Genomic DNA, 13,931 nt, shown 5'->3' on the forward strand with positions numbered 1-13,931 from the left:
ATCGCGGATGCGGCCCCGCCGCCGCGCAAGTCGGCGACGTTGAACCTGCCGCCGCTCGGCAGCCCCTATCTCGTGATAGACAATGCGATGAAACGCTTCGAAAAGCCGGCCGGCCTGTTCAGGAACCTGGCGATCAAGTCCGGCGTTTCCCAGCCGGTGCCGGTCGTCCAGGCGGTCGACGGCGTCTCGATCACGCTGAAGCGCGGCGAGGTGCTCGGCCTCGTCGGCGAATCCGGTTCCGGAAAATCGACACTCGGCCGCATGGCGGCAGGCATCACGATTCCAACCTCCGGCACGATCCGTCTGAACGGCAAGCCGGTCATGAGTGACGGCCGCAATGCGCGAAAAATTACCACCCGCATCCAGACGATCTTCCAGGATCCGTTCGCCTCGCTCAACGGCCGCATGCGGATCGGCGACATCATCGCCGAGGGTCCGCTCGCCCACAAGCTGGTGACCCGAGCCGAAGCCCCCGTCTATGTCAAGGAATGGCTAGCAGCGGTCGGGCTTGATCCCACCTTCGCCAACCGTTTCCCGCACCAGTTCTCCGGCGGTCAGCGCCAGCGTATCGCGATTGCCCGCGCGCTCGCCATGCAGCCGGATGTGGTCGTCTGCGACGAACCGGTCGCCTCGCTCGACGTCTCGATCCAGGCGCAGATCATCAACCTGTTGATCCGCCTGCGCGCCGAGCTCGACCTGTCGCTGATCTTCATCAGCCACGACCTGTCCGTCGTCCGGCATCTCTGCGACCGCGTCGCCATCATGTATCGCGGCAGAATAGTCGAGGAAGGCGTGGCGTCGACGATCTACGCCGATCCGCAGCACGATTACACCAAGCGGCTACTCGCAGCCGTGCCGGTCCTGCCGGAAGCTGCCGAATAACAAAAGGGAGAATGGGACATGGAACCCTGGGAATGGGATGAGGCCACCTGGCGCGGCAAGGTCAACAAGGTGCGCGCCGGCCGGTCGCTGAAGCCGAAAGCCTGGAAGGACGGCGCGCGCTGCGCGGTGGCCCTTTCGTTTGACAGCGACCATGAGACCAACGAGCTGCGCGATGGCGGTGAATCGATCGGCCGCATGTCGCAGGGGCAATACGGCAACCGCATGGGCGTGCCCCGTATCCTTGAGACGCTGAAGAATGCCAATGTTCCGGCGACCTTCTTCGTGCCGGCGGTCGCGGCCCTCCTCTATCCCGACGAACAGCGGCGCGCCATCGCCGAGGGCCACGAGATCGGCCTGCATGGCTGGATCCACGAGGTGAACACCAAGGTTCCGGCCGACAAGGAACGCGAGTTGCATTTCCGCGCCGCCGATACGCTCGAAAAGATCACCGGCATCCGCCCCGTCGGCATGCGCACGCCCTCCTGGGACTTTTCCTACGAGACGCTGAAGATCGAGCGTGAACTCGGGCTGATCTACGATTCCTCGCTGATGGCCGACGACGATCCGTACGAACTGGTCGAGGACGGCGAGCCGACCGGTCTGGTCGAACTGCCGGTCGAATGGATCCGCGACGACGCGGTCTATTTCAACATGAACCGGTTTACCGCGCTGCGCCCCTATACCCCGCCGACCTCGGTGCTCGATATCTTCAAGCGGGAATTCGACCGCGCCTATATCGAGGGCGGGCTGTTCCTTCTGACCATGCACCCGCACGTGTCCGGTTACCGCTCGCGCATCTTCGTGCTGGAGGAGCTGATCAAGCATATCCAGGCCCACGAGGGCGTCTGGTTCGGCACCCATGCGGATATCGCCCGTTTCGCGAAGGAGAATGGTGGTGCGTGATGCGTCCCGGAAGGTTGCGCTGATAACCGGCGGCGGACGCGGGATCGGACGGGGCTGCGCGCTTGATCTTGCCCGTCACGGCTTCGATATCGTCCTCGTCGACCTGATCGAAGACGATCTTGCCCTCACGGCGCACGAAATCCGCGACCTGTCACGCGACGTACTGACCTTCATCGCCGATGTCCGTGACCATAAGCGCGCGGCGGAAATCGTCCGCGAGGTGGACGAGAAATGGGGCCGGATCGACGTCCTGTTCAACAATGCCGGTCGGTCGATGGCGAAAGGTATCGAGGAGATTTCCGAGGAGGAATTCGACGCGACGATCGATATCAACCTCAAGGGCGCCTTCAACTATATCCAGCCGACGGTGCCCGTCATGCGCCGCAACGGCGGCGGACGGATCGTCAACATGTCATCGATGAACGCCCATACCGGCGGCGTCACCAGTGCGGTCAGCAAGTTTTCCTATACGGCAGCCAAGGCCGGCATTCTCGGCATGACAAAGGCACTCGCCAAGGAACTCGGCCCGGAGATCGTCGTCAACGCGATCTGCCCCGGCGTCATCAAGACCGAGCGCTCGAACGCGATGATCGAAGCCCGCGAGGCGCAACTCGCAGCCGGCATCACGCTGAAGCGAGTCGGAACGCCGCAGGACGTCGCAAGCGTCGTCACCTTCCTCGCAACATCCGAACCGAACTTCCTGACGGGTCAGGACATCCAGATCGACGGGTTCCAGTGGGTCCGCTGATCCCTTAGTTCCGATCGATGAGGATTTTCATGATCGCCACCCGCTCGGGCAGTTCGACCAGATAATGCGGATCGCGATCGAGATGATGCACCTTGTTCGGATCGCCGCCGGTAAAGGCTGCCATGGACTCGAAGTCGGGCCAGTAGGAGGTCGTCACGAACTCCGTTTCGTCGCCGAGGTCCTCTCGGAAGAGCTGGACCGCAAGCGCGGTCTTGACGAGCGGTGGAATGCCTGTTTCGAGTAGATAAGCCTCGTATTCGTCGGCAATTGTGGTGCGTGTACGCCCCCGCCAGATCCTCGCAATCGTCGCCTTTGTGCTCATGGGATGCTCCTCATATCCAATTTTCGGAGCAAGTAGAGCCGGAGCGGCATTTGCCAATAGAGCGGCGCTAACCTCTTCCCCGTCCCGGCGCAACGAAGGCCGCGATGGCCGCCTCGTCTAATCCGGCCTCCAGCAGGAAGCGCTGGGAAAACTCGGAGGCGGACGCTTTCATCGCGTCGTTCGGACGGATCAGGTGGAAGGCGACGTGGTGATCGATGGCTCTCTCGGATACGACGACGACCCGGCCGGAGGCAAGCGCTGCGTCCGCGAGCGGCGGTCGGGCGAGCGCGATGCCGAGGCCATGCGCGCAGGCGTCGATCACCAGGTTATAATCCTCGAACCGCCGGTCCTGCCCGCGCGGCACGTAATCGAGATTTTCGACGGCCAGCCAGCGCCGCCAGGCCTCGACATTGGAATCGTGCAGGATCGGCAGCTCCAGCAGAGATTTCGCATCCGATCTTCCACCGAGACGTTCGGCGACTGCCGGAGCGGCGATCGGCACCAGTTTCTCCTGCCACAGCGGCAGGCTGCGCACACCGGCCCATGGCCCCTTGCCGCAACGGATTGCCAGGTCGATGCCCTCGCTGAAATCCGCCAGCCGATGTTCCAGGATCAGTTCCAGATGGATGTCGCTGGCTTCCAGCTTCGGCATCCGCGAAAACAGCCAGAGCGAGGCGACCGACGGCGTCACCGAAAGCCGGACGACCGCCTTGTTGCGGCGGGGCAGCCACCGCTCGTCCGTATCCCCGAGCAGGGCCAACGCTTCCTCCGCGCGGGCGAAAAACCGCGTGCCTTCCGGCGTCAGCGTCACGCCGCGGGCCTCGCGGGAGAAAAGCCGCACGCCCATCCAGCGCTCCAGGCGGGATATCTGCCGGGAGACTGCACCGTGGGTGACCCCGCCCTCTTCCGCCGCCGCGGAAAATGATCCGAGACGCGCGGCACGGGCGAAGGTCTCGAGCGTATCAAGTGGTGGCAAAGTCTGCGAGCTGTGAACCATAAGCACATATGATCATCGATTACGGTGCTTTTCAAGCACGGATGAGAGGCGCTAAATCCTGACTTCCAAGCTTCCAGGGAGAAAGAGATGAGCACGGTCGCCATGACTACGGGAACGGACGAAAGACAGGGATTTGATTTGATCGCCTTCCTGGCGATCCTAGTGACCATCGTTTTCTGGGCTTCGTCCTTCGCCGTCATCCGCATCGCGCTCGGGCCGCTGACGCCGATCGAGCTTGCGACGGCACGTTATGTCCCGGCCGCGTTGATCGCCGTAGTCTATCTTGTCGCTGCCCGACCAGCCCTTCCAGTCAGAAGCGATCTCCTCCGCCTTGGCGTCGCGGCCGTGCTCTTCATCGCGGCCTATGCCGTTCTCCTCAACATGGGTGAGCGAACCGTGGCGGCTGGCCCCGCGAGCTTCATCATCAACACCATGCCGGTCTTCACCGCCCTTATCGCCACCTTCGCGCTCGGCGAACGGTTCGGCCGCTGGGGCTGGTTCGGAACGGCGATCTCCTTTGCCGGCGTGGCGCTGATCGCTGCCTCCGGCGACGACGGTTTCGATCTCGATCCGAATGCGATCCTCATTCTCGGCGCCGCCCTCTGCTCGGCGATTGCCAGCGTGCTGCAGAAGCCGATCCTCGGCCGCATGCCCGCCTTGGCGGTCACCGCCTGGCTGATGCTGATCGGCTCCATTCCGCTACTGCCGGCCGTACCGTCCACCTTGCAGGCGCTTGCCGCCGCCCCGGCAGAGGTGAACTGGGGCATCGTCTATCTAGTGCTCTTCCCGACTGCGATCGGTTATGTCACCTGGGCGATCGCCTTGAAGCGCCTATCCGCCGCCCGGGCCTCCAATTTCCTTTACGGCGTTCCTCCGACCGCAACCCTGATCGGTTTCCTCTGGCTCGGCGAGGTGCCGACCCTGATCGGCGCGATCGGCGGCATCATGGCGATCTTTGGCGTGCTCGTCGTCAATGTGATGCGCAAGAGATAGCTTCCCCAGAATTCATCGGAAAAACAGCGCCTTTCAGCGAGTTGATGAATCAATCCTGCAGCAGACTATTTGCCGGTGCCGTTCACCAGCTGCAGGATGAGCTGGTGGACATTGCCGCCCTCGCTCATTTCCATCCGGTCGTAGTCATTGCTGCGCTTCTGCTGCGCCTTCGAGATCTCGCCGAGCTTAACGGTCAGTTCTGTCCTGATTTTCGTGCATTGCGGATCGTCGGCGACACTGAGACCCACGCTCACCCGCTCGATCTCCTTCACCATGTCGGTGATGATCACGCCGTGGACCAGTTCGTGCTTGTAGACACCGGCGATGAAGACATCCCATTTCTTCTTCAGATCGGGAGCAAGCGCCGATGCGGGTTTCGGCAGCGTATAGGTGATGATCAGCTTTGGCCGCGCCGAAACCAGCGTGCAGGCGCCGTCAGGCTGCGGCCGGTAGTCACGGGTCCAGGTGAGCTTGAAATTGGTGTGCGCGATGGCGCGAACCTCCTTGCCGATCTTCGGCCCGCGCTGTCCGATGGAAGCGTAGAGATCGACGCCGGAATCTCCGGTGATGGGATAGGCCTGGACCTGCTCGACCGGCTGCCACTGGCTCTGCGCCGACGCCTCCATGGGCACCATCCCGAGGCAGAGGGCCGCGAGAATTCCTGCACCTATCTTCACTCTTTTCCTCCCGATCACGTTGCTGCGGTGAACCTAGAGATGCCACAGCGCCGTTTCAATTCGTCAAACTTGTTTTCCGTGAACGCTGTCCATCACGACTTTTGTTCCAGGCCCTTGCCATATTTCCTTCAAAATGGATGATGACAGTTATGCGACTAAGTGTTTGACTTGGCATGGGGGAGTTGAATGGGAGAGAAACGAAAGGTCTATGAGGCCTTGGTCGACGGCGCGATGGATGGCCTCACCGACGACGCTCTGTTCAAGTTCGTTACCAGACGCTGCCCAAAGACATCGAGCAAGAAGATCGTCCGGGCAGCGCTGCTGGGACTGACCGACCCGCACCTTCGTGACAAGAACATCCTCGATACGATTTACGCCCTTGCCATCAAACACCGCATGGATGAGTTTCGGGATGGCGAGGATGCGGATGACGAAAGAGACAGCTGGCCCGCGCCCTTCGCCCGCGAGCCCGACAAAAAGACGGTCCGCCCCGACTTGGCCCCCGACTTGTCCTAGGCCCTCTTCGCACTGTCATCCACCATACACAAACGCGCCTTAGACTTGCGATCGTCGAGGGTGAGTTCATGCACGGCCGCGCCAATCTCACAGCCATGAGGCTCATGGATGCCTGCGAGCATTTGCTTTGCGAAGCCGAGGCTTTCGAGGATCTGACCGCGCGGCGGATCGCCATCGAGGCACATGCGACCCCTTCCGCCATCAGCTACCATTTCGGCTCGCAGGAAGAACTTGTCGCAGCGGTCGCAGAGCGTGTCTACCGGCGGCTGAATGCCGAGCGGTTGAGCCTGCTTCGCAAAGCCGTCGACCGACGGGCGCCCGATCCGCCCGACCTTGATGAAGTCATCGCGGCTTTGGTCGGCCCGTCGATCCGCTGGAGCCTCGACCCGACCTCCAGTTATCCGGTCCTGTCGCATTTCACCTCGATGGCGAAGACCCACCGGGAGCGCGCGCCGCACTACCGCCGCATCATCGACGATGTCGAACATCACCGGGCTTTCGTCCCGCATCTGAAGCGGATCGCGCCCTGGCTCGACGAGGTCGGTATAGGCTGGCGGCTCAATTGCGCGCTCGGCATCCGCTCGCAGGTCACCCGCTCCCGGTCGCGTACGCAAGTGCTGACCAATTACGGCATCGACCTCGACGATCCGGAGATCGTCATCGCCCGCATGGTCGAGGTGATCGCACCGATGTTCCGCCGCTGAAACGGTTTCGAACGGCATTCGAAATCCGTCACGAGCAGGAAACAAACCCCTTCTAACGGTCCTCCTGACGAAACCGTCATCCATGGAGGCATCCGGTGCGACGCGAAACGACATTCATCCATCTGACCGACCTGCATATCGGCACCGCCGACGACAGCCATCTGCACAGCGATACGATCGAGACGCTGCATCAGGTGCTCGATCTCGTCGCGACCGTGACGCCGAAGCCGCAATTCGTGATCGCCAGCGGCGATCTCACCAATCGCGGCGATGCCGAAAGCTTCCGCCGGCTGAAGGAGATCATCGACGCCAGGATCGACGTGCCGGTCATCTATGCACTCGGCAATCATGATACCCGTCCGGGCTTCTACGAAGGCATGGGCATCGAGGTCGACGATCCGGACGCACCATACGACCACAACACGATCATCGACGGCATCCACATCATCACCATCGACTCGACGACGCCGGGCCTGATCGGCGGCACGATCGATCCGGAACAGTTCGACTGGCTCGCCTCGACGCTCGACAGCCATCCGGACCTGCCGAAGCTGATCGTCGTCCACCACCCGCCGGCGCTCGGCGAGGAAGCCGATGCCGCCCATTGGCGGACGATCCATTTCCCCCAGTCGGAACGTTTCCGCCAACTGCTGAAGGGCCGCAACATCATCGGCATTCTGAGCGGCCATATCCATCACGACCGCGTCTCGGTCTGGCATGGCATCCCGGTGGTGGTCGGCACCGGCCAGCACGCCGCCACCGACATCCTGCGCACGGACATCCTGCGCATGGTGCGCGGCGCCTCCTTCGGCATCGGCACCATCCGCCCGTCCGGCCTCACCATGGCGTTCGTGCCGTTGCCGTCCGACCGCGCCGAACTCAACACCTATCCGCTGGAACTTCTGATGGCCCGGGCAATGCCCGTCGCCGCTGAATAACCCTCACCCGGAGACACGAAAAATGCTGCGCAGAACCACGCTCAAGCTGATGGCGACGCTCACCGCCGCCTCGATGTTGCCCCTGGGCCTCCCGCTCGGTGCCTTTGCCGAAATGCCGGCAACCGTCGACAAGCCGGTCACGATCAGCTTCTACAACTACAACCTCGCCTCCGCCGGCATCGGCTCCGAGGCCACCAAGGAGTTGATCGCCGGCTTCGAGAAGAAATTCCCCGCCGTGAAGGTCGAGACGATCGCCGTTCCCTCGAACGAGATCATCAACCGGGTCCAGGCCGATATCGTCGCCGGCAAGCAGCCGGACGTCGCCCAGCTGACCTTCCGCGACCTGATCTTCATCGCCAGCGACCTTGGCGGCAACGCGCTCGAGGACATGGTGAAGCCGGCGGAACTGAAAGAGCATCTCGCCGGCATGATCCCCAAGGGTCTCGAACTCGGCAAGGTCGACGGCAAGACCTATGGTCTCGCCTACACATTCTCGACGCCTGTCCTCTATTACAACGGCGACCTCTTCAAGCAGGCCGGTCTCGATCCGAACAACCCGCCGAAAACCTGGGCCGACGTCAACATCGCCGGCAAGGCGATCAAGGAAAAGACCGGCAAGAACGGCTTCTTCCCGGGCGCCTATGGCCCGAGCGACGGCACCTTCGTCTATCAGGCGATCGTCATGTCGAACGGCGGCAAGGTGCGCGACGGCAACAAGCTGACATTCGCCGACAAGAATGCCGCCGAGGCGGTCAAAATGCTGCGCGACATGGTCGATAGCGGCGCCCACGCCAAGATCGATCCGGCCAGCGGTTCGGACACCTTTGCCGCCGGCAATCTCGGCATGTTCGTCTATACGACTGCGGTGCTTGGCTCCTATAAGAAGGCCGCCCAGGGCAAGTTCGACCTGCGCATCGCCCCTATGCCCTCCTTCGGCGAAAAGCCGACCGCTCCGACCAATTCCGGCAGCGCCCTGTTCGTCTTCAGCAAGGATCCGGCCAAGCAGCGTGCGGCCTACGAGCTCCTCAAATACCTGACGAGCAAGGAAGCCTACACGATCATCACGAGCAAGATCGGCTACCTGCCGCTGCGTCTCGATATCGTCGACGATCCGAACTACCTCGGCCCGTGGGTCAAGGAGAACCCGATGTTCCGCGCCAACCTGGACCAGCTGAACCGCCTCACCGCCAACGTCGCCTTCCCCGGCCCGAACTACCGCCAGGTCGAGAAGATGATGATGGACTCGGTCCGCGAAGCCGTCTTCGGCAAGGGCGATCCGATCGCCACGCTGAAAGCCGCCCAGGATCAGGGCCAGGACCTGATGCCGTAACCGTTACGAGGAGATGCCGGGCGGATCTCGCTTTCCGTCCGGCATCGTTGTCCCCTAGGGATCCTTTCGGGGAAAATTCCATGACCGATATCCAGGCCGATCTCGCAAGACCGCTCACCCTTGCCCGAGCGCCCGCAACGGCGCGCCAGCGCGGCACATTCACCATCCAGCCCTGGCTCTATCTCGCGCCGGCGCTTTGCCTCCTGATGATGTGGACCTATGTGCCGCTGGTCGAGGCATTCCAGCTCTCCTTCTACCAGTGGAACATGCTGCCGACCGCGCCGCAGCGCTATGTCGGCCTGACCAACTACCAGCGCCTGTTCGCACTGCCCGAGATGCGCGCCGCGCTCTGGAACACGCTTTTCTACATTCTCGGCCTCTTCCCGATGTCGGTGATCATTCCGCTCTTCGTGGCGATCTGGACCCAGGACCTCGAGGGCCGCGCCCGGACGATCTACCGCGCGCTGATCTTCGTGCCGATGATCGTCGCGCCCGTGGTTGCCGCCATCCTCTGGCGCTGGCTGCTCAACGAGGACCAGGGGCTGATCACGCTCGGCCTGGAGACGATTGGCCTCGGCCGTATCGGCTTCCTGACCGACCCGAATTACGCGCTTGCGACGCTCACCTGGATCACCGGCTGGAAGCTGGTCGGCTTTTCCACCCTCCTGTTTTCCGCCGCCAATGCCGGCATCAATTCCTCCTATATCGAGGCAGCACGCATTGACGGTGCCAGCCGCTGGGGGATCATCCGCGATATAAGACTGCCGCTGCTTTCGCCGACCATCCTGCTTCTGTCGATGATGACGATCCTGTTCGGGGCGCAGTGGAGCTTTGCCTATATCAACGTGCTCACCAATGGCGGTCCGCTGAAATCGACCACCAACATCTTCTACCTGCTCTGGGAATACGGTTTCCAGACCATGTCGGCCGGCTGGAGCTCGGCGGCCGGCATGATCGCCTTTGCCGGTTTCGCGATCATTGCGGCAGGCTGCATGTGGCTGACCAAGAGGTTCGCGATCTATGACAACTGACACCTCCCCTGACGGCATTGCGTTCGCCTCCCGCGGTCTCAAATCCGGTGGCATCCGCCGGCTTGCAGTGCACTTGGTGATGATCCTCCTGTCCTTCCTGTCGATCTTTCCGATCTACTGGATGATCGTCACCTCGCTCCGGACGGAGAACGAGATCTTCTCCACCTCGCTCTGGCCCAGCAATCCGTCGCTCGAAAACTATGTCTTCGTGCTGACCCGCATTCCGATGATCGGGATGCTGATCAACACCACGATCGTATCCGCGGCGACCGCCATACTGCAGGTCGTGACCGGCCTGTTTGCGGCCTATGCGCTGGTGCGCTGGCGCATGCGCCTCTCCGGCGTCATCCATGGCCTTATCGCGCTCTCCTGGCTGGTGCCGTTCCAGGTCACGATGATCCCGAACTACGTGCTCGCCTCGCGGCTCGGCCTTCTGGATACGCTGACCGGTCTGATCGTGCCGAATGCCGCGCATGCCTTCGCCATCCTGCTGCTCTACAACGCGATGCGCTCCTTCCCGACCGAAATCCTCGAAGCGGCGCGCATCGACGGCGCCGGAAGCTGGAAGATCCTCTGGCAGATCGTCGTGCCGAACATGGGCGCGCCGATCGCCTCCCTGTCGATCATCGCCTTCATCTCCGCCTGGAACGAATATTTCTGGCCGCTGCTCCTGTCGCGAAAGCCGGAAAACTCGGTCGTCCAGATCGGCCTGCAGATGTTCATGACCCAGGAGGGCAATCTCTGGGGGCCGCTGATGGCGGCTGCCGCACTCGCCAGCCTGCCGATCCTGATCATCTATCTGGTCCTGCAGCGCCACGTCATCGAATCCTTCATGAAATCCGGAATCCGCTGAGATGTTAGCCTACGAACGCCTGATCGCGCTGGAAGGCGCCCACAATGTCCGCGACCTCGGCGGTTACCAGACCGCACATGGCGGCCTGACCCGCTGGCGCTCGATCCTGCGCGGCGACGCATTGCACCGCCTGAGCCACGCCGATATCGAAACCTTGCTGGACAACGGACTGGCCACCGTCATCGACCTGCGCAACGCCCAGGAAATCGCCGTCGAAGCCAACCCGTTCGCGGGTCATGCCGAAATGCGCTACCACAACACGCCGCTGTTTTCGGCCCTGGCGCCGGTCGAGATGATGGCGAATGCCGTGTTGAGCTTCGACATGGGCGACCGGTATTGCCAGGCGATCGATAACTGCCAGCCGGCGATTGCCGAAGTCCTGAAGATCATCGCCGATGCACCGGATGGAGCCGTGCTCTTCCATTGCAGCGCCGGCAAGGACCGCACCGGCGTGATCTCGGCCCTGCTGCTTGCCAATGCCGGCGTCGATGAGACGATCATTGTCGAGGATTACGCCCTGACGGCGACCATCTCCGGCCCACTGATTGCAAGACTACGGGAACGGGCACTTGGTCGTGGAACGGCGCCCGAGCTGGTGGACATCGTTCTTGCCTCTGAGCCGCGCAGCATGCGGCAAGCGCTGGACCATATCCGTTATCGCCATGGCGGCATCGAGGTCTATCTCTCTTCGCTCGGCCTCGATGAAACCGCACGGGAAAGGCTTCGCAACCGGCTGGCTTAGGACCTCGAGGACGAGGGCCCGAAGAGAAACGCCGCGCTCAGCTCTGCGGCCGTGCGGCCGGAACCAGCATGCGGTCGACGATCCGCGAGTCGAGGTCGTAGACGGAGATCGGCGTCTGCTTGCCGATCCGGGTCCCGTCCAGCAAACGGATCAGATCATCGGCGCCACCGACGGGCTGGCCGTCGATCGCCAGGATGAAATCGCCCTCCTTCAACCCCGCCAGATCGGCCGGGCTGCCGGGATCGATGCGGCGGATACGCACCGTCGTCTCCTGCAACATGCCGGCCTTCACCGCGACGCGGCGCGGCAGTGCGGTCGTATCGACGACGATGCCGATAAAGGCACGCCGCACATGGCCGAAGCGCAGGATCTCAGAGACGACGAAATTGGCCGTATTGGAGGCGACCGCAAAGGCGATGCCCTGCGCGCCGCGGATCACCGCCGTGTTGACGCCGACCACCTCACCGGAGGCAGACACCAGCGGTCCGCCGGAATTGCCCGGATTGAGTGCCGCATCGGTCTGTACGACGTCGTCGATCAGCCGGCCGGTGGACGACCGCATCGATCGGCCGAGCGCAGATACGACGCCCGATGTCACCGACCAGTCGAAACCGAGCGGATTGCCGATCGCGATCGCGATATGGCCGCGCCGCAATTTCTGGGAATCGCCAAGCCGTGCCCAGGCCTGCACGTCCATGTCGGCACGCACCAGCGCGATATCGGTATCGGCATCGCGGCCGAGAACAGCGCCCTGCCCGACCGCTCCGTTGGCGCTGCGGATACGGACGGTCTTGGCGTCTGCCACAACATGGTGGTTGGTGATGATCAGGCCGTCGGGCGAAATCGCAAAGCCCGACCCGTGGCCCCCTTGGCCGGCAACGCCGCCCAGCCGCTCGATGCGGCTGACGGCAGGACCGACGCGGTCGACCGCGCCGGCAACCGTCTCCGAATAGGCGTCGAGAAGCACGCTATCTTCGGGGACGGGAGGATTGATATCAATAAATCCCATCACAAGAACTCCGGAAAACACCTTCTCGGAAAAGGGAAGGTTGTAGAAGAAGCTGATGTGGTGGGCCTAAAAGGCAGAAACAAGAACCCGTCGCGCGAGCTCAATCCTCGGCGAAGATCGGGTCCTGGGTGAACATGCCGCCCTGGTAAACCGCAAGCGCCGAGGTCGGTGCCGGGCGCGGAACGCTGGCTTCCAGTTCGGCGCGATAGCGTTCTGCATTGTCCTTCGGCTTCCAGCCGAGATAGGACGCATGCGAATTGTCCCACCACTTGCTGTCATTGTCGGAAATGCCCCAGATGATCGGGCAGCCGAGCATCGGGGTCCGGAAGACGCAGCCGATCAGCGACACGAAGTCGTCATGTGACATCCAGCCGGACAGCATGCGGTGGTTGATCGGTTTTTCGAAGCAGCTGCCGATCCTGACCAGCGCCGTCTCCTGGCCGAATTTCTCGAAATACATGCGCGCCAGAGCTTCGCCGAAGCATTTCGAAACGCCGTAGAGCCCGTCCGGCTTCATCGGAGCCTTGACGTCGATATGCTCGTCCTGCCGGTAGAAACCGACGACATGGTTGGAACTGGCGAACAGGATGCGCGGCTGGCCATGGGCCCGGGCAGCTTCGTAGAGATTGTAGAGGCCGAGCAGGTTGGCATTGAGGATCTTCGAAAACTTGTCCTCCACCGAAACCCCGCCGAGATGCAGGATACCGTCGCAGCCCTCGACCAGCTTCATGACCGCATCTGCATCCGCGAGATCGCAGACGACCAGCTCCTCATTTGGGCCGGCAGTGCCGAGATCGACGATATCGGACAGGCGAAGCGTTTCGGCGAACCCGGCAAGACGGCTACGCATGGCGCGTCCGAGGCCGCCGGCGGCACCGGTGATCAAAAGTCTTTTCAAGAAATCATCCTCCGAAAGCGGCCCGTCGGCCGCGGCAATCCAGTTCATTGGCCAACTTGTTCGTGACAAGCTTCAATACTTATCATACATGTTGAGAAAGCTCGGTCAACAAGTCGGAGCCGGCTTGGCGCGGTCGCTTAAGCTTGACACGCGGGTTGACGCGATATTGTGATGCGCCGCCGAGCAGGGAGGAATGAAATGAGCGTAGAAACCAGACTCGATACCGGCAGGGGATCGAGGACGCTAGTTTCTCGCCTCGGAGAAACGTTGCGCCAGGCGATTGCAGCGGGTCAGTTTCCGCCGGGCTCGCGCCTGCCGAGCGAAGCACAGCTGACCGAGGCGCACGGCGTCAGCCGCACCGTCGTCCGCGAGGCCATCGCATCGCTGC

17 protein-coding genes are annotated in these 13,931 nt (G+C 62.4%); 12 read left to right on the forward strand and 5 right to left on the reverse strand.

Features of this window, described 5'->3' with window-relative positions:
• The 3 genes from MOV61_RS22395 to MOV61_RS22405 form a co-directional block, all read left to right on the forward strand.
• The coding region (locus MOV61_RS22395; RefSeq protein WP_247138143.1) for an ATP-binding cassette domain-containing protein at nt 1–882 on the forward strand (882 nt) is incomplete at its 5' end.
• A gap of 18 nt (nt 883–900) precedes the next feature.
• The gene (locus tag MOV61_RS22400; RefSeq protein WP_247138144.1) at nt 901–1,785 is read left to right on the forward strand and encodes a polysaccharide deacetylase; all 885 of its coding nucleotides are present in this window, start codon (nt 901–903) and stop codon (nt 1,783–1,785) included.
• Nucleotides 1,778–2,533, forward strand: a complete 756-nt coding sequence (locus tag MOV61_RS22405) for an SDR family NAD(P)-dependent oxidoreductase (RefSeq protein WP_247138145.1) — start codon at nt 1,778–1,780, stop codon at nt 2,531–2,533. The genes MOV61_RS22400 and MOV61_RS22405 overlap by 8 nt, the downstream gene beginning before the upstream one ends.
• Before the next feature lie 4 nt (nt 2,534–2,537).
• Here MOV61_RS22405 and MOV61_RS22410 read toward each other — a convergent pair whose 3' ends face one another.
• Nucleotides 2,538–2,855, reverse strand: a complete 318-nt coding sequence (locus MOV61_RS22410; protein ID WP_247138146.1) for an antibiotic biosynthesis monooxygenase — start codon at nt 2,853–2,855, stop codon at nt 2,538–2,540.
• Between the two features lie 67 nt (nt 2,856–2,922).
• Nucleotides 2,923–3,852, reverse strand: a complete 930-nt coding sequence (locus MOV61_RS22415; RefSeq protein WP_247138147.1) for a LysR family transcriptional regulator — start codon at nt 3,850–3,852, stop codon at nt 2,923–2,925.
• An 87-nt stretch (nt 3,853–3,939) separates the two neighbouring features.
• Here MOV61_RS22415 and MOV61_RS22420 point away from each other — a divergent pair, with 87 nt between their 5' ends.
• The gene (locus MOV61_RS22420; RefSeq protein ID WP_247138148.1) at nt 3,940–4,845 is read left to right on the forward strand and encodes a DMT family transporter; all 906 of its coding nucleotides are present in this window, start codon (nt 3,940–3,942) and stop codon (nt 4,843–4,845) included.
• A 65-nt stretch (nt 4,846–4,910) separates the two neighbouring features.
• On the opposite strand, the gene MOV61_RS22425 is transcribed toward MOV61_RS22420, so the two are convergent.
• Nucleotides 4,911–5,480: a DUF922 domain-containing Zn-dependent protease gene (locus MOV61_RS22425; protein WP_247138158.1), complete on the reverse strand. Its 570-nt coding sequence runs from the start codon at nt 5,478–5,480 to the stop codon at nt 4,911–4,913.
• 228 nt (nt 5,481–5,708) lie between these two features.
• Between MOV61_RS22425 and MOV61_RS22430 the strand changes: the two genes are divergently transcribed.
• The 7 genes from MOV61_RS22430 (at nt 5,709) to MOV61_RS22460 (ending at nt 11,636) form a co-directional block, all read left to right on the forward strand.
• The gene (locus MOV61_RS22430; protein WP_038543779.1) at nt 5,709–6,038 is read left to right on the forward strand and encodes a hypothetical protein; all 330 of its coding nucleotides are present in this window, start codon (nt 5,709–5,711) and stop codon (nt 6,036–6,038) included.
• Nucleotides 6,039–6,106: 68 nt separating this feature from the next.
• Nucleotides 6,107–6,742, forward strand: a complete 636-nt coding sequence (locus MOV61_RS22435; protein ID WP_247138149.1) for a TetR family transcriptional regulator — start codon at nt 6,107–6,109, stop codon at nt 6,740–6,742.
• A gap of 95 nt (nt 6,743–6,837) precedes the next feature.
• Entirely contained in the window at nt 6,838–7,680 is an 843-nt protein-coding gene (locus tag MOV61_RS22440; protein WP_247138150.1) for a metallophosphoesterase, read from the forward strand.
• A 22-nt stretch (nt 7,681–7,702) separates the two neighbouring features.
• Nucleotides 7,703–9,010: an ABC transporter substrate-binding protein gene (locus tag MOV61_RS22445; protein ID WP_247138151.1), complete on the forward strand. Its 1,308-nt coding sequence runs from the start codon at nt 7,703–7,705 to the stop codon at nt 9,008–9,010.
• An 80-nt stretch (nt 9,011–9,090) separates the two neighbouring features.
• On the forward strand, nt 9,091–10,041 hold the full coding sequence (locus MOV61_RS22450; protein WP_247138152.1) for a carbohydrate ABC transporter permease: 951 nt from the start codon (nt 9,091–9,093) through the stop codon (nt 10,039–10,041).
• On the forward strand, nt 10,031–10,894 hold the full coding sequence (locus tag MOV61_RS22455) for a carbohydrate ABC transporter permease (RefSeq protein WP_247138153.1): 864 nt from the start codon (nt 10,031–10,033) through the stop codon (nt 10,892–10,894). The genes MOV61_RS22450 and MOV61_RS22455 overlap by 11 nt, the downstream gene beginning before the upstream one ends.
• Nucleotide 10,895: 1 nt before the next feature.
• On the forward strand, nt 10,896–11,636 hold the full coding sequence (locus tag MOV61_RS22460; protein ID WP_247138154.1) for a tyrosine-protein phosphatase: 741 nt from the start codon (nt 10,896–10,898) through the stop codon (nt 11,634–11,636).
• A 37-nt stretch (nt 11,637–11,673) separates the two neighbouring features.
• On the opposite strand, the gene MOV61_RS22465 is transcribed toward MOV61_RS22460, so the two are convergent.
• The gene (locus MOV61_RS22465; RefSeq protein ID WP_247138155.1) at nt 11,674–12,645 is read right to left on the reverse strand and encodes a S1C family serine protease; all 972 of its coding nucleotides are present in this window, start codon (nt 12,643–12,645) and stop codon (nt 11,674–11,676) included.
• A gap of 100 nt (nt 12,646–12,745) precedes the next feature.
• Entirely contained in the window at nt 12,746–13,543 is a 798-nt protein-coding gene (locus MOV61_RS22470) for an NAD(P)-dependent oxidoreductase (RefSeq protein ID WP_247138156.1), read from the reverse strand.
• A gap of 198 nt (nt 13,544–13,741) precedes the next feature.
• Here MOV61_RS22470 and MOV61_RS22475 point away from each other — a divergent pair.
• Nucleotides 13,742–13,931 (forward strand): FadR/GntR family transcriptional regulator (locus MOV61_RS22475; protein ID WP_247138157.1); only part of this gene is annotated, 190 nt, incomplete at its 3' end.

This window comes from Neorhizobium sp. BETTINA12A (assembly GCF_023006485.1).
Lineage (GTDB): Bacteria > Pseudomonadota > Alphaproteobacteria > Rhizobiales > Rhizobiaceae > Neorhizobium.